Consider the following 16,819-nt stretch of genomic DNA (forward strand, 5'->3'; position numbering starts at 1 on the left):
CGATGTGCTGCTGAAAGGACGGGGTCTCACGCGCACGTATCGCACCCCGGCTGAGAAGCTCTTCGCGCGCGCGTCGACGTCGACCGCGCTCGAAGACGCCGATGTCGATGTGAGAGAAGGATCCGCTGTCGGAATCATCGGCGAATCAGGATCGGGAAAATCGACGCTCGTGCGTCTGCTCCTCGGACTCGACAAGCCGACCGCGGGCTCAGTCCACTTCGATGGCCAGCTCGTCGATGCCAGCGCGAAAGCGCGGTCGCTGCACTGGTTGCGTCGCCAGACCGGCATCGTGTTTCAAGACCCCTATGCCTCGCTAGACCCGCGCATGAGCGTCGGGCGCATTGTCGCCGAGCCGCTGTGGGCCCTGCAAATAGACACCGACCACCGTGCCCGCGTGAACGAGGTACTCCAAGAGGTGGGTCTCGACAGCGATATGGTCAGCCGCTATCCACATGAGTTCTCGGGTGGACAACGCCAACGCATTGCCCTGGCACGCGCGATTGCGCATCGACCCCGTTTGCTCATCGGTGATGAGCCGCTCTCTGCACTCGATGTGACCGTGCGCGCACAGATTCTCGAGCTGCTCGGGGAACTGCGCGTGCGCGACAGTCTGACGATCGTGATGGTGTCTCATGACATCGGTGTGGTGCAGAGCCTGTGCGACGAGGTTGTCGTGATGAAAGACGGTCGCATCGTCGAAGAGGGCCCCACCGAGAAGGTGCTCTTCGAACCGCAGAGCGTCTTATACGCGCCGCCTGCTCGCATCGATACCCACTATCAACCCGCATCAGTAGCAGCAATATCCCAGCCGAGGTCTGAAGCGACCACTAGCCTCAAGCCATGACAGCTGCGATCGTTCCGCCGTATCTGCTGGCTCGCATTGCCTCCGTGCAAGAACCGGGCTGGGCCCGTGCCGCACATGCGGCGCGCTCGACCCTGGCGATCGCTCACGAGTGGCACTCACCTCGCTCACGCCTTCGGCTGTCTATTGACGAGGGTGGCAGCCTTATCGCCGAGACGGCGCCCGCACCCCGCCGCGAGATCTCGGACGCTCAAAGCCGCGAGATCCTGCCGGGCGTGGTGGTGCGCACCGAACAGAGTCCCGTGTCTTCAGATGTCACCGTCAACGATGCCTTCGACCGACTGGGAGCAACGTTCGACTTCTTCTGGGACGCTTTCGCCCGCAACGGCCTCGATGGCGTCGGCAGCAACCTGTTGGCGACGGTGCACTATGGCCGCGAATACGACAACGCGTTCTACAACGGCGAGCGCATGGTGTTCGGCGATGGAGACGGAGAGATCTTCGTCGGTTTCGCACACAGCCTGTCTGTCGTTGCTCACGAGCTGAGTCACGGGGTCGTCGACACTGAGGGTGGTCTCAACTACGAGGGACAATCCGGAGCGCTGAACGAGTCCATTTCTGACGTGTTCGGAACGCTTGCGGAACAGCATGCTCGCGGACACCAGACCGAGCGAGCATCTTGGCTCGTAGGCGAAGGCATCTTCAGCGAGCACGTCGAAGGCCATGCGCTTCGATCACTGTCAGCACCCGGATCTGCGTACGACGACGATGTACTCGGCCGTGATCCTCAGCCGGCGCACATGCGCGATTTCGTTGTCACAGCGAGCGACAACGGTGGAGTGCACGTCAACTCGGGAATTCCCAATCACGCCTTCTACCTCACCGCGATGGCGCTCGGTGGCCATGCGTGGGAACGCGCGGGGCTCATCTGGTACCGGACTCTGACAGCGCACACTCTTGCCCCTTCGGCTGACTTCGCGACCTTCGCCGCGGCGACACTCACCGCAGCGGCTGCGGAGTACGGTGAGAACTCAGAGGAGGCCGCCGCGGTTCACTCAGGATGGGTGGGCGTAGGTGTCATGAACGATGAGCCAACCGCCGATTGACTCGAGCGAAATCAGCATCTCGGTGACCCGCACAGGCGGGTTTGCCGGGCTGAGTCGCCACTGGCACATCACAGCGACACACGAGAACGCCGCAGAGCTCGTGTCGCTGGTCGAGCAATGCCCGTGGCCCGAGACAGAGCGTGTTGCAGGCGACGCGATACGCGAGCGCGGGGCAGACCGATTTGTGTGGCTCGTGCACGCGCAATGCGCGGGCACGCCCGATCAGCGGGCGGTGCTGCCCGAAGTTGAAGCCACGGGAGCGTGGCGTCGCTTGATCGACGCGGTGCGATCGTGGGATGGATCTGCCGGGCGGTAGCTGCGGGACTACTTTCGTCGTCGCGAACGCTTCTTCGACTTCAGGCTCTTCTGCAGGTAGATCGTGCCCAACCAGCGACCGAACTTGCGGCCGACGCGCCCCATGCGCCCCACCTCGACGAAACCGAGCTTCTCATGAAGGGCAACCGAGGCATCGGCGCCTCGGTCGCTGACGATCGCCACCATCTGGCGGATGCCGCTGTCTTCGCACGCATCGATCAACGCTTCAAGCAGTGCGCGACCGAGACCCTTTCCCGCGGCAGCCTGTCCCAGATAGATCGAGTTCTCTACTGAATACCGGTACGCCGATTTCGACGACATGGGCTGCACCAAGGCGTAGCCCAGAATCTGGCCACTCGGCGATTGGGCCACCAGAAACGGCATGTCGAGCTTGCGCAGATATTCGAGCTTTTCACGCCACTGGGCAAGCGTCCACTTCTTCTCGTCGAAGGTGACGACGGAGTTGGTGACGTAGTAGTTGTAGATCTCGCGCACGTAGGGCAGATCGGCTTTGACGATCGGCCTGATCTCATACGAGAACGGCAACTCTGGTGCGGGTTTCTTGCGCAAACGTGCCGGAAGAACGCGTCGATCTTTGTCGTACTCCTCTTCCAGCATGCGCTCTAGCCTACGCGGCAATATGCCAGTCGATCGGCGTGGCGCCCTGCTCGATCAGCAGTTCATTCACGCGAGAGAACGGTCGCGAGCCGAAGAATCCCCGGCGGGCAGAAAGCGGTGACGGATGGGCCGATTCGACGATCGGTGTTTCACCGAGCATGGGGCGCAGCGATGCAGCATCCTTGCCCCACAACACTGCGACCAGCGGGGCGTTGCGCTCAACAAGCACGCCGATCGCGCGTTCGGTGATTGCTTCCCAGCCCCACCTGCGATGACTGCCCGCCTCACCCTCGCGCACGGTGAGCACTCGGTTCAAGAGCATCACACCCTGATCACTCCAGGCAGAGAGATCGCCATGATCGGGCGGGGAGATTCCGAGGTCAGCCTCTAGTTCTGTGTAAATGTTGCCGAGACTGCGCGGCAACGGTCGCACAGCTCTGTCGACCGCAAACGACAGCCCGATCGCATGACCAGGTGTCGGGTAAGGGTCTTGCCCGACGATGAGCACCTTGACTTCAGCCAACGGCCGTTCAAACGCGCGAAGCACGTGGTCGCCCGCCGGCAGGTAGGGGCGGCCAGCAGCGACTTCAGATCGCAGCCGATCGCCGAGCACCGCGAGATCGCCCGCAACCGGAGCGAGCGCCCGGGCCCACCCCTGGTCGATCAGCCCCGCAGCGGCGAGTTCGTCGAGCGACAGCGCCATCGATCAGGAGGCGTCTTCTTCAGCGACGGTTCCCTGGAACGACCATGGAAAGTCGATCCAAAGCGACGTGTCTTTCCAGACGTAGTCAGGGTGAATGATGGTCGTCGGCTTGGTATAGATCGTCGTCGACCGAACGTCCGCGCCGCGATCTGTCAGCAAGCTGACCGCGAGTGCCAGAGTTCGTCCGCTGTCGGCGACGTCATCGACCAGCAGCACACGCTTTCCACCGAGGTACGTCATGTCGAGTTCGGGTGGCAGAATCTCGGGTGCGTCCAAAACAGTGCCGATGCCGGTGTAGAACTCGACGTTGATCGCGCCGCAGTTCTTCACACCCAGCCCGTACGCGATCGCGCCAGCCGGCAGCAAGCCGCCACGGGCAATCGCCACCACGACATCAGGAACGAACCCGTCGGCCAGGATGGTGCGAGCCAGCTGACGGCAGGATTCTCCGAAGCCATCCCAGGTGAGTGTCTCGCGCTCAGACATTGACTGTGCCTTTCGTTGGTCCGTCGGTTCTAGCCTAGGCGCGCGGCGGTGCTACGCTCAGCCGATGTCTCGATCCTCTGCTGCCGCTGACAGGCTTCGTGGTTCCGCACTCGGCATCACCGCAGGTCTCATCGGCTGGTTCGTGTTCGTCGAAATCACCAGCGGCATTCTGCAGGGCTATTACGTGCCCCTGTTCAGCGACATCGTGATCGCACTCGGCGTGCACGACTCCGACGTCAATTGGTTCGAAGCTGCTCAGCTTCTGCTCTCGGCGCTCGTCGTGCCGATCATGGCGAAGCTCGGCGATATGTACGGGCACAAGAAGGTGCTGCTCGCCGCGGCCATCCTCACGGCCGCCGCAACGTGGTGGCTCGCCTTTGCCGGCGACTTCTGGAGCTTTCTGATCGCGTGGTCGCTGCAGGGGTTCTATGTGGTCTGGCTGCCGCTTGAGATCGCGCTGATCTTCGAACGCGGTCGTCGTCAGAACCACGGCGTTTCGATCACGCGCCGCGCTGCTGGCCTGTTGGTCGTCGGGCTGCAGGCCGGCGCGATTCTCGGCGCACTTGCCGCAGGCCGCATCTTCGACGCGAGCGGTGGCGACCTCACCTTCACCCTGATTTTCCCCGCCATCGCGGTCACCGCGACGGTCTTCGTCATCTGGTTCGCAGTGCCCGATTCGAAACCGATGCCCGGCCGCCAACTCGACACCTGGGGTTTCGTGATTCTGGCATGGGGTCTTCTGCTCATCACGAGTGCGCTCGTGTATATGCGCATGATCAACGAGCTGGAACTCGGTGCTGGTTCATGGGCCTGGGTCGCGGTGTTGCTCATCGCCGGCATATTGGTGTTCGTCTGGTTTGCGCGCTTCGAACTGCGCCAGAAAGACCCGGCGATCGACATTCGAGTGTTGCGACGGCCCGAGATGTGGCCGGTGCAGATCACTGCCTTCCTGGTGGGCATCAGCCTGCTCGGGGCGCAAGGACCGCTGTCGACCTACGCGGGCACCGACTCGTCTCTCGGCTATGGTCTGGGCCTCGACGCATCAGCCCGATCGAATGTGATCGGGGTTTACCTCGTCTCGCTCATCGTCGGGGCGATCATCTTCGCGCTCACGTCGCGCCGGGCAAGTCCACGCATCATTCTGATCGCCGCAGCCGCTCTCGTGGGCATCGGCTACACGCTCTTCTTGCCTTTCCATCAAGAACTCTGGCAGGTGCTGCTCAACCTCTCGATCGCGGGTATCGGCTCAGGCGCACTCGTCGGTGCGCTTCCTGCAGCAGCCGCCGCCGCCGCGCCGGCCGGTCAAACCGGCATCTCCTCCGCGCTTACCAACACCACCAAGACGATCGGCGGCACATTCGCCTCGGCGATCTTCGGCGTGGTGCTTGCTGCCGGAGTGGGCACCGTGGCCAGCCAGACGGCCGCCTCGCTCGGTGGGTATCTGGCGGTGTGGGCGATCTGCGCCGCTGGCGGCTTTCTCGCGGCCGTGTTGCTGTTCTTCGTGCCGAAGGTCGCGTTTGCCGATGAGGCTCCCGGCGACGAGGTCGCCGCCCAGCCGACGATCCTCTGATCCGCTCAGTCGTTCTGACGCGGGCGCAGCGGGCCGCGCGCCAGCAGGTGCTGTGCTGACTGTGCCACGGGCCGCATAGTGATCAGATCGAGGTTCACATGGCCAGGCGCGTTCAACGCGTATGAGATCACGTCGGCGACGTCGACTGCCGTAAGCGGTGCTTCCACCCCGTCATACACGCGCTCCGCGGCAGCCTGATCGCCGCCGAGCCGGTTCACCGTGAACTCGGGAGTCAGAACCATTCCCGGTGCCACCTCGACAACGCGAATCGGCTCACCGTTCAGCTCGAGGCGCAACGCGCTGACGAGCATGCTCTCGCCCGCTTTTGCCGCGTTGTAGCCGCCACCGCCCGCATAAGCGGTCTGGGCCGCCGTCGAAGTCACGAAAAGTGTGTCGGCGTGAGAATCGGATGCCGCGGCGCGGCGCAACTGCGGCAGCAAGGCCGAAACGAGGCGCTGAGCTGACAGCACGTTCACTTCAAACATCCAGGTCCAGTCCGCCGCGCTGCCATCTTCGACGCGATCAGCACCACGCGCGCCACCGGCAACGTGAACCAACGAGTGCACCGGGCCAGAACCCTCGAGCCATTCGGCGAGCGCGGCGACGTCTTCGGCTCTGGTGAGGTCTGCGGCAAATGCCACGGCGCCGGTTTCGGCCTCGAGCGCGGCGAGCCGATCGGCGCGACGAGCCACTGCAACGACGTCCCAGCCGCTTGCACGCAGCGTGCGCGCCGTCTCTTCACCGATTCCTGAGCTCGCTCCGGTCACCACTGCACGTCTGGTCGTCATGCCTCCACGGTACCGACGACAAAGCCGCGCTGCGCGCCGTACGTTACGTCGCGTGTCTCGTTGCTTGGCAACTTGCCACCGCAGCCGTACTGTCGGTGTGGTTCGAGGGTGACCGCTCTCGGCGCTCAGACCCGCAGGAGTAAGCCATGTCGACACCCGAGAACTGGCAGTTCGAGACGAAGCAGATTCACACCGGCGCGCAGCCAGACCCGGTGACCAATGCTCGCGCTACGCCGATTTACCAGACGACCTCATACGTCTTTGACAACACCGACCACGCGGCGAATCTCTTCGCGCTCGCTGAATTCGGCAACATCTACACGCGCATCCAGAACCCGACTCAAGACGTCGTCGAGCAGCGTCTCGCCGCGCTCGAGGGCGGAACGGGGGCGTTGCTGGTTGCCAGTGGTCAGGCTGCCGAGACTTTCGCGGTGCTCAACATCGCGGGTGCTGGCGACCACATCGTGTCGTCGTCGTCGATCTATGGCGGCACGTACAACCTGTTCAAGTACACGCTTGCAAAGCTGGGCATCGAGACAACTTTCGTCGAGAACCAAGATGACGCTGAGGAATGGCGCCGCGCAGTGCGACCGAACACCAAGTTGTTCTTCGGCGAAACCATCGGCAACCCGCAGATCAACGTGCTCGACATTCGCAAGGTCGCCGACGTCGCACACGAGGCCGGTGTGCCCCTGATCGTCGATAACACGATCGCGACGCCCTACCTCATCAAGCCTTTCGAGCACGGCGCCGACATCATCGTGCACTCGGCCACCAAGTTCCTCGGCGGCCACGGCACCACGATCGGCGGCATCATCGTCGACGGCGGATCGTTCGAGTGGTCCAAGAACGTCGAGAAGTTCCCCGGCCTCACCGAGCCCGACCCGAGCTATCACGGCGCCAGCTACACGACCGCTGTCGGCGACGGCCTCGCCTACATCATCAAGGCGCGCGTGCAGTTGCTGCGTGACCTCGGCGCAGCAATCGCTCCGATGAGCGCGTGGTTGCTGATCCAGGGCATCGAGACGCTCTCGCTGCGCATTGAACGCCACGTGCAGAACGCTCAAGAGATCGCAGAGTGGCTTGAGAACATCGACGATGTCGCGTCGGTCAACTACTCGGGCCTTCCGTCGTCGCCGTGGTATGCCGCTGCCAACAAGTACGCGCCCAAGGGCGTCGGCGCCGTGCTCTCGTTCGAGCTCAAGGGCGGCGTCGAGGCGGGCCGCGCATTCGTCAACTCGCTGAGCCTGTTCAGCCACCTCGCCAACATCGGAGACGTGCGCTCGCTGGTGATCCACCCAGCGTCTACCACCCACTCCCAGCTCACTCCTGAGCAGCAGCTGACGTCGGGGGTCACCCCCGGTCTCGTTCGCCTGTCGGTGGGACTCGAGAACATCGATGACCTCAAGGCAGACCTCGAGCAGGCGCTAGCCGCCGCGCGCGAGGTTTCGGAGGCTGCGCGCCTCTAACCCTGTGCAAGGGATGCAAGATGCCTCGGCCCCTCACGGGTCGAGGCATCTTGCATTTCGGTCGCCCCACGCCCACGCGTCTGCGCGCCGTTCCGCAGGGCTGATTTCCGCTAGGTTTAGTCACAGCGAATCCGCGAACGACGCCCTGGGGGGCCACAGTGAATCAACTCATGATCCGACGCACCACCACAGCCGCTGCGCTCGTCGCCGTAGCAGCACTTTTCACGGCATGTGCGTCCGCCGCGGATGCTCAACCAGCACCCACCGTGACGGTCACCGTCACCCCCACACCGGAAGCGCCGGTTGCCGACGACGTCGATTTTGGTGAGATCGAAGAGTCGGAACAGCCGATCAGCGCCTACGACGCATGGGCCCTGTGCGTTGCCGTGTCAGAGACAGACGTGCCAAGCGATTACTTCATCGCAATGGACTACGCCGACGACAGTGTGATGTCACAAGACGACGGCAGCTGGTTGGTCTATGTCGGCTTCCTCTCAAAGGACGAGACCGTGGGCCTGAGAACGACCTGCGTGATCAGCGGCACGAGCCTTGACCCAGACGTCGAGTACCTCGGTGGTCAAGACTTCTCGTAGGACTAATGCACGAGGCCTAGCCAGCACCTCGTAACAGTTCGGTGAGGTCTCGTGAACACGAGAGAATAGACGAATGGATTGGCAGACCTCCGAAGACACCGTGCCGTCGGCGCCCGTCACCGAGGCCGATGCACGGTTCTTGTTGGGGCGTCCGCCCGCCACGGGCGCTTGGCGCGACGGTGACCCCGCAGGAAACCGGCAGTTCGCATCGTTTGGAGAGTTTCACACCGAGAGCGGCGGATTGCTGCCGTCGTTTCGCCTCGCCTACGAGACGTGGGGCACCCTCAACGAAGCGCGAGACAACGCCGTTTTGGTGTTGCATGCGCTGACCGGCGACTCGCACGTTAGCGGGCCCGCTGGTCCAGGCCACGCCACATCGGGGTGGTGGGAAGATATCGTCGGTCCCGGTTCAGCCATCGATACCGACCGCTGGTTCGTCATCGCCCCCAATATGCTCGGCGGCTGTCAGGGATCAACGGGACCCGCAAGCATCGCTCCATCTGGCTACGAATGGGCGGCGCGTTTTCCGTTCCTCACCATTCGCGACCAGGTGGCGGCGCAAGCTCAGCTCGCTGACCAGCTCGGCGTCAACGTGTGGGCGGCGGTCGTCGGCGGATCGATGGGCGGCATGCACGCACTCGAGTGGGCAGCCAGCATGCCGGAGCGCGTCGCGCGACTCGCGGTGCTGTCTGCCCCGCCGATGAACACCGCCGACCAGATTGCGCTCAACTCGGTGCAGATCGAAGCCATCCGTATCGATCCTCGGTTTCAGGGTGGCGAGTACTACGACGCCGCAGACGGCGATGGACCTACCCGCGGGCTCGCCCTTGCCCGCCGCATGGCGCTGCTGAATTATCGCTCCCCCACCGAGCTCAACCAGCGTTTTCAACGCTCATGGCAGTCTGGCGTCAGCCCGCTAGGCCACGGTGGTCGCTTCGCCGTTGAGTCCTACCTCGACTTTCACGGAAACAAATTCACTCGCCGGTTCGACGCCAATAGCTATATCACTGTCGTGGAAGCAATGAACTCGCACGATGTGGGTCGAGACCGCGGCGGCGTCGAAGAAGCGCTCGCCAGGGTCACCGCCACCACGCTCGTGCTGGGAATCGACAGCGACCGGCTGTTTCCGATCGATGGGCAGCATCGCATCGCGCGCAGCATCCCGAACACCCTCGACGGCGATCGCGCCGTGGTCTTGTCGAGCGATTTCGGGCACGACGGATTCTTGATTGAAACACCAGCCGTGGCGATACACCTGCGTCGCCTACTTGAGCTCTAGCGTTCGTTCACTTCGCGCGTGTAGACCCAGGGCAAGGCGCCCAGCGTGATTCGGTGTCGGGCTCGGGATGCTTCGGGTGTTGCATCGCCGTGATACTCCGCGTCTTCTTGCCACAGCATGATGGGTCCGTCGTCGCCGAGGCGCGCCATCGTTTCGAACTGTTGCGGGCCCGCCAGTCGGGTCGCTGCCACGAGCGAGTTCACATCGGGGTGGTGTGCGAGCGTGTGCAGAGTTATCCACGTCGGTGGATAGAGCGTGACCTCTCCGTTGCTGTGGCGCTCGAGCATTTCGAGTGGCCGAAGCCACTCGGAGTCAACGGCTTCATCGGCGGCGAGTGCGACGGTGCCCTGGTGCGCGTGAGCGACGAAGAACCACGTGCGAATGCGCAGGGGAAGACCGGGCGGCGGATCCCAGGTCGAGAGCGGGATCAGCGAGTCGGGATCGACGATGAGACCCGTTTCTTCAAACGTTTCGCGCGCGGCCGCGCGGCGCGCAGGCAGTTCCTCTGCATCGTCGTCTGTTCGATGGTCATCACTGTCGAGCTTGCCCCCGGGGAACACCCAGGCGCCGGCAAACGAGCCGCGATCGGGCCGCTCGATCAGCAGGATTTCAGGACCGTCATCGCTATCGCGCACCATGACCACCGTGGCTGCAACCGGGGTGGTGGGGTCGGAAGCATCTTCGGGTCGACGCGGCAGCGCGTCGCCTAGAGTCGCCGCGAGGGCGGCGAAGGTTGAATCTGCAGGCCTCTTTGATTGCGGCATAGCCTCAGCGTATGCCTGCTCGAGCCGATGCAGTTCGTACCGGGCCTGTCACGCCGTGACAGGCTGCACACGACGATCAGACGCCAAGCTGAGCATCGCTACCGCGAGGCCGCCCACCGCGAGCATGACGCCCACCCACGCAGGAGCGACATAGCCCCAGCCGAGCGCGATGACCGCGCCACCCAGCAGCGCGCCCATGCTGTTGCCGATGTTGAGCGCAGAGTGGTTGAGCGCCGCCGCAATCGACTGGTTGTCGCCCGCCACATCCATGAGACGAGTCTGGATCGTCGGGCTGAGCCCGGCCGCCACGAAGCCGGTGGCGAAGACGAAGAAGCCGAACGCCCACAGCCACTGGGCAGTCAGCGCCAAGAGCGCGAGCACCACGATGAGAGCGATGAAACCGCCGATGAGCGTGCGTCGAAGCGACACGTCGGCGAGGTGTCCGCCGACGAGGTTGCCAATGGTCATGCCGATGCCCATCAGCACCAGCACGATAGGAACCACCCATTCTGCTGAGCCCGTCACTTCGGTAACCACCGGCGCTACGTAGCTGTAGACCGCGAAGAATCCACCAAAGCCGATGGAGCCGACAGCGAGCGCGAGCCACACTTGCCCGCTTTTGAACACCCCGAGCTCTTGCAAGAACGTGCGGCCGGGTTCACCCGGATGCGCCGGAACGAAGAGGCCGATGAGCACAGTCGCCGCGGCGAAGATCGCCGCGACGACCATGAATGCGGAGCGCCACCCCACCTGTTGCCCTAGATATGTTCCCAGCGGCACCCCGACGACGTTCGCGAGTGTGAGCCCCGTCAATACGAACGCCACACCCTTTGCCCGATTTCCTGGCCCCATCACATCAGCGGCGACCAGCGCGCCGATTCCGAAGTAGGCGCCGTGCGGCAGACCAGCCAGAAGACGCGATGCTGCCACCAACTCGAACGTCGGAAGAATGAAGGTCAGCGCGTTGAATATGGCGAGGGCGAGTGCCAATACGATCATCACTCGATGGCGCGGAAACCTCGCTACGCTTCCCGCGATCGTGGGCGCGCCGATCACGACGCCCAGCGCGTAGAGCGAGATAAGCCAACCAGCCTGCGCGATCGCCTGCTCGGGATTGGCTGCCCACACCTCGGGCAGCAGATCCGCCGCGATGTCTGGCAGCAAGCCCATGACGACGAACTCGGTCATGCCGATGCCGAAACTGCCGACGGCGAGAGAGAGGAGCGCCCACATCGCCGCACCCCTCGAAACTGAAGTCGAGGAGGTCACCGCGTAACAATAGCGCGCGAACGTGCCGACTGTCGAATCGATTCGACTTGCCGGCTCGGCGCACCGCTAAGAGTGGTTCTCGCTGTTCCTATGCGCGTCGATTGCGGCTTCCAACCGATCGATTTTCCCATCGAGTTCGCCCGAGTAGCCGGGTCGAATATCTGCTTTCAACACGAGCGACACCCGTGACCCGAACGGCTGCACGGCCTCGGTTGCGCGCTTGACAACGTCGAACACTTCGTCCCACTCCCCCTCGATCTCGGTGAACATCGAAGTCGTGCGGTGGGGCAGGCCACTGCCGCGCACCACGGCTACGGCGGCCGCCACCGCATCGTGCACCGAGCCGTCGGCATTGCCGGTTCCGGCCGGGGAGACTGAGAAAGCAACGAGCATGAGAACCTCCGGGTTCAGGATTGAAGTGGCAAGAAAGAGAGTCTGCGCTGCGCAGCCACGGGAACGCCCGCCACGAGTACGACCGACCATACGAGGAGTGCGATCATCAGCGCATTGCGCGCAGTGAGGGCAGCCGCAGCGATAGGGGCGGCAGTCAGCAGCTTGTCGTAGAGCAAGGGATACACGATCTGAGTGAGCCCGGCTGCGACCAGAGCGGTGATCGCAATGCCGAACCAGCGCTTTCGATTGATCACGAGCCCCAGTGCGATCGGCGCGATGATCCAGGTGAGAAACTGCGGCGACCCCACCTTGTTCACCGCCCAGAAGGTCAGCACAAGCGCGAGCGCAAGTGGGGCGAAGAGGGCGGCAAAACCTGCACCGCGCCATGCCTTGAACGCTCCCAGCGCCGCCACAGCCAGCGCAGCGACCACCAACAGCGGAGTCATCACTGCGATGACGGTGTCTACCTGCGGACCGGTCACCTGAAACGTCAAAATCGTCGGGTCGTAGAAGATGAATGAACCTTCGATTCCCGCCACAGCCCGCCACAGATAGTACGCGCTGACGGGAGCCTCAAGCTGAAGACCCCGCTCTGTCTGGCCCGCGACGAACCCGAACACAAACGAGCTGCCGCCACCCAGCACAATGACGAGGATGGTCGCACCCGTCACCACCAGCGCACCGGCGATCACGGTCAGTCGGCTTCGCAGCACGATCACGGCAGTTGCCAGCAGGGCGGCCGGCCACACCTTCATCCAGGTGGCGATCGCGAGCAAGGTAGAAGCAAGTGCAGGTCTGCCGACCAACCAGAGGCATCCCGCGATCGCCAGCGGCACCGTGATCGCATCGAGGCGGTACATTCCCACCGGCCCCAGCAGCAGAGTGAATGCCAGCCAGAATGCAGCGGCGGTGACGCGTCCGCGAGAGCGCCCGTTTCCTAGCAACACAGCAAAGGCGAGTGCGTCGGCGAGGGTGACCAGCAAGGCCCAAGCGATCTCGTAGCCGGCAATCCATTCGAAGGCGTGCGCGAGAACCATGGGCAGCAAGGCCCACTGCGGATAAACCCATGCCTCGGTGATTCCGACAATCGATCTGCCTGCGAGCGCGTTCAGCGACCACGGTTCGTAGACGAAGTAGACATCTCCCATGGGCTGACTCGGCCACACAAAGCCGAGAGCCGCGACGATGACGTGCACCAATACGAACGAAACCCATAGCCCTGCCCGCGTCGACACCCTGCCATCCTAGGTGCGCAGCTGGCGGTGACGTGGCGAGGCGGCGCGTGCGATCAGCGCGATGCGAGCACTTCTGCCACGACGCGCGGCAGCGCTTGCGCGACGTCTAGCGCAGTGATGGGGCCACCGCCGAATTGCGATGACGCCACCTCGCCGGCGCGACCGTGAAGCCAGGCCGCGCTCGCGGCAATGTCAGCGAGCGCGGCTAGGTTTCGCACCTCGCCTGCCGCAACTGCTGAGGCCACGAGAGCTCCCACAGCGCCCGCCAGCACATCACCCGTGCCGGCAGTCGCGAGCCAGGCGGTTGGCGCATCCACCCTGATCAACTGGCCCTCGGGCGACGCGACAAGGGTCACTGAGCCTTTGAGGAGCACCACCGCATTGAGCGCGCTCGCTGTCTCGTGTGCGGCCCTGGCACGATCGCTGCGCGGGTGAAGACCAAGCGCCTCGCGCATTCGAGCATGCTCGCCGTCATGAGGCGTCACCACGACCATGGTGGTGGCTCCTCGAGCCAGATCGAGCGCACCAGCATCGACGACCACGGGTTGCTCGCCCGACAAGATGGTGCGCAGCGCGTGCGTCTCGCCACGGCCGCGCGTCGCAGCATCCATTCCCGATCCCACCACCCATGACTGCACGCGACCGTCTGAGATCACGGTCTCTGGACGCCGTGAGAGCACCAGCGAGTGCGCAGACTGCGGGCCGAGGTAGCGCACCATGCCCACGCCCGTTCGCCACGCTGCCTCGACACCAAGAACGGCTGCGCCGGGAAAGCCCTCTGATCCGGTACGAAGCCCCACAACGCCGCGAGAGTACTTGTCGTCGGCACCAGAAGGCATCCTGACGTTGCGCGCCACATCGGTCACGGTCCATGTGCGATCCATGGGCGCCACCCTACTCGCGGAGCCCATCCGACACGGAAGCCACCGCAGAACTCGCCGATACGACTATCGGCGCAGACCCCGTCTCGTCGCGTCTTGAACCTCACCGATCAGCTCTTCGATGATGTCTTCGAGGAACAGCACCGCCGTGGTGTCGCCGTCGACGTTGCAGACTCGAGCGAGGTGACGCCCGGCCTGACGCATCGACGCGAGCGCGTCTTCGAGGTCTGTGGTTTCGAGCACCGGCACCATATGGTGAATGCGCTTCGACGGAATCGGCGTGGCCACATCGGTGACCGCATGACGGCCCTCCGCCGCGCGCAGGATGTCTTTCAGGTGCACATAGCCGATGGGCTCTGCGTCGTCATCCACGATCACGTATCGCGAGAAGCCGTGCTTTGCCACAGCCCGCTCGATTTCATGCGGCGTGGTGGTGTGGCTGAGCGTGACCAGCTGCGCGAGTGGCACCGCGACCTGAATCGCTTTCTTGTCGGTGAACTCAACGGCAGCTGCCACTGCTCCCGACGAGTCATCGAGCACGCCCTCGATGCGCGACTGATTGACGATCGTCGCGACTTCTTCGAGCGTGAAGGTCGACGCTGCTTCGTTCTTGGGTTCCACCCCGAACAGACGCACGACGTGGTTGGCGATCCAGTTCAGGGTGACGATCACCGGGTAGAACAGCTTCGACGACCACACGAGCGGCGTAGCCAACATGAGAACGGCACGATCGGGCACCGAGAACGCGAGGTTCTTCGGCACCATTTCACCGAACACCACGTGCAGGTACGACACCACCAAGAGCGCGATGAAGAATGCCACAGCATCAACGACGCCCTCGGCCCACCCCGTCAGGCCCAGTGGCTCGGCCAGCAGATGATGAATCGCGGGTTCAGACACGTTCAAGATGAGCAGCGAGCAGATGGTGATTCCGAGCTGACTTGTAGCCAGCATCAGGGTGGCGTGCTCCATCGCGTAGAGCGCGGTCTTGGCCGAACGCGAGCCTTTCTCAGCGAGCGGCTCGATCTGCGAGCGGCGCGCCGAGATCACGGCGAACTCTGCACCAACGAAGAAGGCGTTGAAGATCAGAAGGACAACGAGCCATGCAATTCCTGCCCAGTCGCTCATCGCTCGCCTCCTTCCGCCGCGGCCGGTTCGGCCTGCAGAGTCACCCCGGTGAATCGCACGCGGTCGACACGGCGACCATCCATGCGCAGCACCTCGAGTCGGCCGTCTTCGATATCGACGGTGTCACCGACTCGCGGAATGCGCTCGAGGAGACTCATGATGTAGCCACCGACGGTGTCATACACGTCGCCCTCGGGAATGCGAATGCCGGTGCGGTCGAGCACTTCGTCGGGACGAAGCTCGCCCGGAAAGACGACGTTGCCTTCGGCGCGCACGACGCCGGCGCGCCGACGGTCGTGCTCGTCAAGAACCTCACCCACGATCTCTTCCACGAGGTCTTCGAGAGTTACGACACCGGCCGTGCCGCCGTATTCGTCGACCACGATCGCCATTTGGTATCCCTTGGCTCGCAGTTCCGACATCAGCACGTCGAGGTGCACTGCTTCAGGAATGCGAAGCGGGTCGGTGGCGAGCGCAGCGGCAGGAACGTCACTTCGACGCTCGCGAGGCACGCTGACCGCTGCTTTGAGGTGCACAACACCGGTGATGTCATCCATCGATTCGTCATAGACCGGAAAGCGGCTGTGGCCGGTGCGCCGAGCAAGCTGAATGACCGCTTCAGCGGAATCGTCAGCGGCGAGCGCGTGGATGCTGGGGCGCGGCGTCATGACGTCGGCGGCGGTGTGGCGAGCAAAAGTGAGTGTGCGGTTGAGCAACGAGGCGGTGTCTTCTTCGAGAACACCGGCGAGGGCTGATCTGCGCACGAGGCTCGAGAGCTCTTCGGCGCTGCGGGCGCCCGACAGCTCTTCCTTGGGCTCAATCCCCATCGCGCGCAGAACGCCGTTTGCACTGCCATTGAGCACGACGATCGCGGGCTTGAACACGGTGGTGAATGCCACCTGAAACGGGATCACAAGCTTCGCGGTCTGGCGCGGCACGGCGAGCGCGAAGTTCTTGGGCACGAGCTCACCGATGATCATCGAGAAGACCGTGGCAACCGTGATCGCGATGATGACGGCGAGCGGCGAGATAAGCCCTGATGGCAAGTTCCACGCTTCGAAAACCGGTGTCAGCAGGTTCGAGATGGCCGGTTCCATCGTGTAACCCGTGAGCAGCGTCGTCAGAGTGATCCCCAGCTGCGCGCTGGAAAGATGAGTCGATGTGATCCTCAGCGCGCTGATGGTCAGCGCAAGCCGGGTCTCACCCGCGTCGCGGCGAGCTTCGAGATCGGCGCGATCGAGATTGACCAGCGCGAATTCAGAAGCGACGAACAGGCCGGTTCCGATAGTGAGCAGCAGCCCCACGCCCAGCATGACGTAATCCATCACGCATCACCCCCATTCATTGCGGAGGCGGGTCGGTGGGGCAAGCGTCTACAACTGGGAGGGTCGTCCATCGTCCTCATATCCTAAAGCAGGCG

General features: G+C 63.6%; 17 protein-coding genes and 1 pseudogene. 7 read left to right on the forward strand and 11 right to left on the reverse strand.

Translation table 11 applies throughout. The features are described 5' to 3' along the window. Positions 1 to 4: 4 nt before the first annotated feature. The 3 genes and pseudogenes from SJY18_RS05280 to SJY18_RS05290 all read left to right on the forward strand — a co-directional run bounded on the left by SJY18_RS05280 (position 5) and on the right by SJY18_RS05290 (position 2,224). Positions 5 to 794 (forward strand): annotated as a pseudogene (locus tag SJY18_RS05280) (ABC transporter ATP-binding protein). A 46-nt stretch (positions 795 to 840) separates the two neighbouring features. Further along, positions 841 to 1,908: a M4 family metallopeptidase gene (locus SJY18_RS05285; protein WP_396668622.1), complete on the forward strand. Its 1,068-nt coding sequence runs from the start codon at positions 841 to 843 to the stop codon at positions 1,906 to 1,908. Continuing rightward, positions 1,889 to 2,224 (forward strand): protealysin inhibitor emfourin, encoded by a 336-nt coding sequence (locus tag SJY18_RS05290; RefSeq protein ID WP_337338849.1) that lies wholly within the window; start codon positions 1,889 to 1,891, stop codon positions 2,222 to 2,224. Before SJY18_RS05285 ends, SJY18_RS05290 begins: the two co-directional genes overlap by 20 nt. 8 nt (positions 2,225 to 2,232) lie before the next feature. Here the strand turns inward: SJY18_RS05290 and SJY18_RS05295 are convergent, their stop codons facing one another. From SJY18_RS05295 to SJY18_RS05305, 3 genes are read right to left on the reverse strand one after another with little or no spacing between them, the layout of a single operon-like run. After that, entirely contained in the window at positions 2,233 to 2,841 is a 609-nt protein-coding gene (locus SJY18_RS05295; RefSeq protein WP_337338850.1) for an N-acetyltransferase family protein, read from the reverse strand. Positions 2,842 to 2,851: 10 nt separating this feature from the next. Then, a complete protein-coding gene (locus SJY18_RS05300; RefSeq protein ID WP_337338851.1) occupies positions 2,852 to 3,544 on the reverse strand; it encodes a uracil-DNA glycosylase in 693 nt (230 codons plus the stop codon). Positions 3,545 to 3,547: 3 nt separating this feature from the next. Further along, complete coding sequence (locus tag SJY18_RS05305) at positions 3,548 to 4,030, reverse strand: phosphoribosyltransferase (RefSeq protein WP_337338852.1); 483 nt, start codon at positions 4,028 to 4,030, stop codon at positions 3,548 to 3,550. Between the two features lie 64 nt (positions 4,031 to 4,094). Here SJY18_RS05305 and SJY18_RS05310 point away from each other — a divergent pair, with 64 nt between their 5' ends. Continuing rightward, positions 4,095 to 5,600, forward strand: a complete 1,506-nt coding sequence (locus tag SJY18_RS05310) for an MFS transporter (RefSeq protein WP_337338853.1) — start codon at positions 4,095 to 4,097, stop codon at positions 5,598 to 5,600. A 5-nt stretch (positions 5,601 to 5,605) separates the two neighbouring features. Here SJY18_RS05310 and SJY18_RS05315 read toward each other — a convergent pair whose 3' ends face one another. Continuing rightward, positions 5,606 to 6,388 (reverse strand): SDR family oxidoreductase, encoded by a 783-nt coding sequence (locus tag SJY18_RS05315; protein ID WP_396668623.1) that lies wholly within the window; start codon positions 6,386 to 6,388, stop codon positions 5,606 to 5,608. A 146-nt stretch (positions 6,389 to 6,534) separates the two neighbouring features. On the opposite strand from SJY18_RS05315, the gene SJY18_RS05320 reads away from it, so the two are divergent. The 3 genes from SJY18_RS05320 (at position 6,535) to SJY18_RS05330 (ending at position 9,729) form a co-directional block, all read left to right on the forward strand. Next, positions 6,535 to 7,857 (forward strand): bifunctional o-acetylhomoserine/o-acetylserine sulfhydrylase, encoded by a 1,323-nt coding sequence (locus SJY18_RS05320; RefSeq protein ID WP_337338855.1) that lies wholly within the window; start codon positions 6,535 to 6,537, stop codon positions 7,855 to 7,857. Between the two features lie 170 nt (positions 7,858 to 8,027). Next, positions 8,028 to 8,450, forward strand: a complete 423-nt coding sequence (locus SJY18_RS05325) for a hypothetical protein (protein ID WP_396668624.1) — start codon at positions 8,028 to 8,030, stop codon at positions 8,448 to 8,450. Between the two features lie 73 nt (positions 8,451 to 8,523). Continuing rightward, the gene (locus tag SJY18_RS05330; RefSeq protein WP_396668625.1) at positions 8,524 to 9,729 is read left to right on the forward strand and encodes a homoserine O-acetyltransferase; all 1,206 of its coding nucleotides are present in this window, start codon (positions 8,524 to 8,526) and stop codon (positions 9,727 to 9,729) included. Here the strand turns inward: SJY18_RS05330 and SJY18_RS05335 are convergent. From SJY18_RS05335 to SJY18_RS05365, 7 genes are all read right to left on the reverse strand, one after another. After that, on the reverse strand, positions 9,726 to 10,493 hold the full coding sequence (locus SJY18_RS05335) for an NUDIX hydrolase (RefSeq protein WP_396668626.1): 768 nt from the start codon (positions 10,491 to 10,493) through the stop codon (positions 9,726 to 9,728). The genes SJY18_RS05330 and SJY18_RS05335 overlap by 4 nt on opposite strands. Before the next feature lie 48 nt (positions 10,494 to 10,541). Then, positions 10,542 to 11,726 (reverse strand): MFS transporter, encoded by a 1,185-nt coding sequence (locus SJY18_RS05340; RefSeq protein WP_396668885.1) that lies wholly within the window; start codon positions 11,724 to 11,726, stop codon positions 10,542 to 10,544. 102 nt (positions 11,727 to 11,828) lie between these two features. Next, positions 11,829 to 12,155, reverse strand: coding sequence for an MTH1187 family thiamine-binding protein (locus tag SJY18_RS05345; protein WP_396668627.1), 327 nt, complete (start codon positions 12,153 to 12,155; stop codon positions 11,829 to 11,831). 14 nt (positions 12,156 to 12,169) lie between these two features. Beyond that, positions 12,170 to 13,390 carry a hypothetical protein gene (locus SJY18_RS05350; protein WP_396668628.1) on the reverse strand — a complete coding sequence of 407 codons (1,221 nt, stop codon included), beginning with the start codon at positions 13,388 to 13,390 and terminating at the stop codon, positions 12,170 to 12,172. Between the two features lie 53 nt (positions 13,391 to 13,443). Next, positions 13,444 to 14,274, reverse strand: coding sequence for an NAD(P)H-hydrate dehydratase (locus SJY18_RS05355; RefSeq protein ID WP_396668629.1), 831 nt, complete (start codon positions 14,272 to 14,274; stop codon positions 13,444 to 13,446). Between the two features lie 63 nt (positions 14,275 to 14,337). Further along, on the reverse strand, positions 14,338 to 15,399 hold the full coding sequence (locus tag SJY18_RS05360; protein WP_396668630.1) for a hemolysin family protein: 1,062 nt from the start codon (positions 15,397 to 15,399) through the stop codon (positions 14,338 to 14,340). Beyond that, the gene (locus SJY18_RS05365; RefSeq protein ID WP_396668631.1) at positions 15,396 to 16,724 is read right to left on the reverse strand and encodes a hemolysin family protein; all 1,329 of its coding nucleotides are present in this window, start codon (positions 16,722 to 16,724) and stop codon (positions 15,396 to 15,398) included. The genes SJY18_RS05360 and SJY18_RS05365 overlap by 4 nt, the downstream gene beginning before the upstream one ends. Positions 16,725 to 16,819: the final 95 nt, after the last annotated feature.

The organism is Microbacterium sp. R86528, from assembly GCF_044596335.1.
Classification (GTDB): Bacteria; Actinomycetota; Actinomycetes; order Actinomycetales; family Microbacteriaceae; genus Microbacterium; species Microbacterium marmarense.

What these genes read in the sequence shown, in the direction of transcription:
- SJY18_RS05285 (WP_396668622.1), top strand. Translation starts at nt 841, where the DNA reads ATGACAGCTGCGATCGTTCCGCCGTATCTGCTGGCTCGCATTGCCTCC.
- SJY18_RS05290 (WP_337338849.1), top strand. Translation starts at nt 1,889, where the DNA reads ATGAGCCAACCGCCGATTGACTCGAGCGAAATCAGCATCTCGGTGACC.
- SJY18_RS05295 (WP_337338850.1), bottom strand. Translation starts at nt 2,841, where the DNA reads ATGCTGGAAGAGGAGTACGACAAAGATCGACGCGTTCTTCCGGCACGT.
- SJY18_RS05300 (WP_337338851.1), bottom strand. Translation starts at nt 3,544, where the DNA reads ATGGCGCTGTCGCTCGACGAACTCGCCGCTGCGGGGCTGATCGACCAG.
- SJY18_RS05305 (WP_337338852.1), bottom strand. Translation starts at nt 4,030, where the DNA reads ATGTCTGAGCGCGAGACACTCACCTGGGATGGCTTCGGAGAATCCTGC.
- SJY18_RS05310 (WP_337338853.1), top strand. Translation starts at nt 4,095, where the DNA reads ATGTCTCGATCCTCTGCTGCCGCTGACAGGCTTCGTGGTTCCGCACTC.
- SJY18_RS05315 (WP_396668623.1), bottom strand. Translation starts at nt 6,388, where the DNA reads ATGACGACCAGACGTGCAGTGGTGACCGGAGCGAGCTCAGGAATCGGT.
- SJY18_RS05320 (WP_337338855.1), top strand. Translation starts at nt 6,535, where the DNA reads ATGTCGACACCCGAGAACTGGCAGTTCGAGACGAAGCAGATTCACACC.
- SJY18_RS05325 (WP_396668624.1), top strand. Translation starts at nt 8,028, where the DNA reads ATGATCCGACGCACCACCACAGCCGCTGCGCTCGTCGCCGTAGCAGCA.
- SJY18_RS05330 (WP_396668625.1), top strand. Translation starts at nt 8,524, where the DNA reads ATGGATTGGCAGACCTCCGAAGACACCGTGCCGTCGGCGCCCGTCACC.
- SJY18_RS05335 (WP_396668626.1), bottom strand. Translation starts at nt 10,493, where the DNA reads ATGCCGCAATCAAAGAGGCCTGCAGATTCAACCTTCGCCGCCCTCGCG.
- SJY18_RS05340 (WP_396668885.1), bottom strand. Translation starts at nt 11,726, where the DNA reads ATGTGGGCGCTCCTCTCTCTCGCCGTCGGCAGTTTCGGCATCGGCATG.
- SJY18_RS05345 (WP_396668627.1), bottom strand. Translation starts at nt 12,155, where the DNA reads ATGCTCGTTGCTTTCTCAGTCTCCCCGGCCGGAACCGGCAATGCCGAC.
- SJY18_RS05355 (WP_396668629.1), bottom strand. Translation starts at nt 14,274, where the DNA reads ATGGATCGCACATGGACCGTGACCGATGTGGCGCGCAACGTCAGGATG.
- SJY18_RS05360 (WP_396668630.1), bottom strand. Translation starts at nt 15,399, where the DNA reads ATGAGCGACTGGGCAGGAATTGCATGGCTCGTTGTCCTTCTGATCTTC.
- SJY18_RS05365 (WP_396668631.1), bottom strand. Translation starts at nt 16,724, where the DNA reads ATGGATTACGTCATGCTGGGCGTGGGGCTGCTGCTCACTATCGGAACC.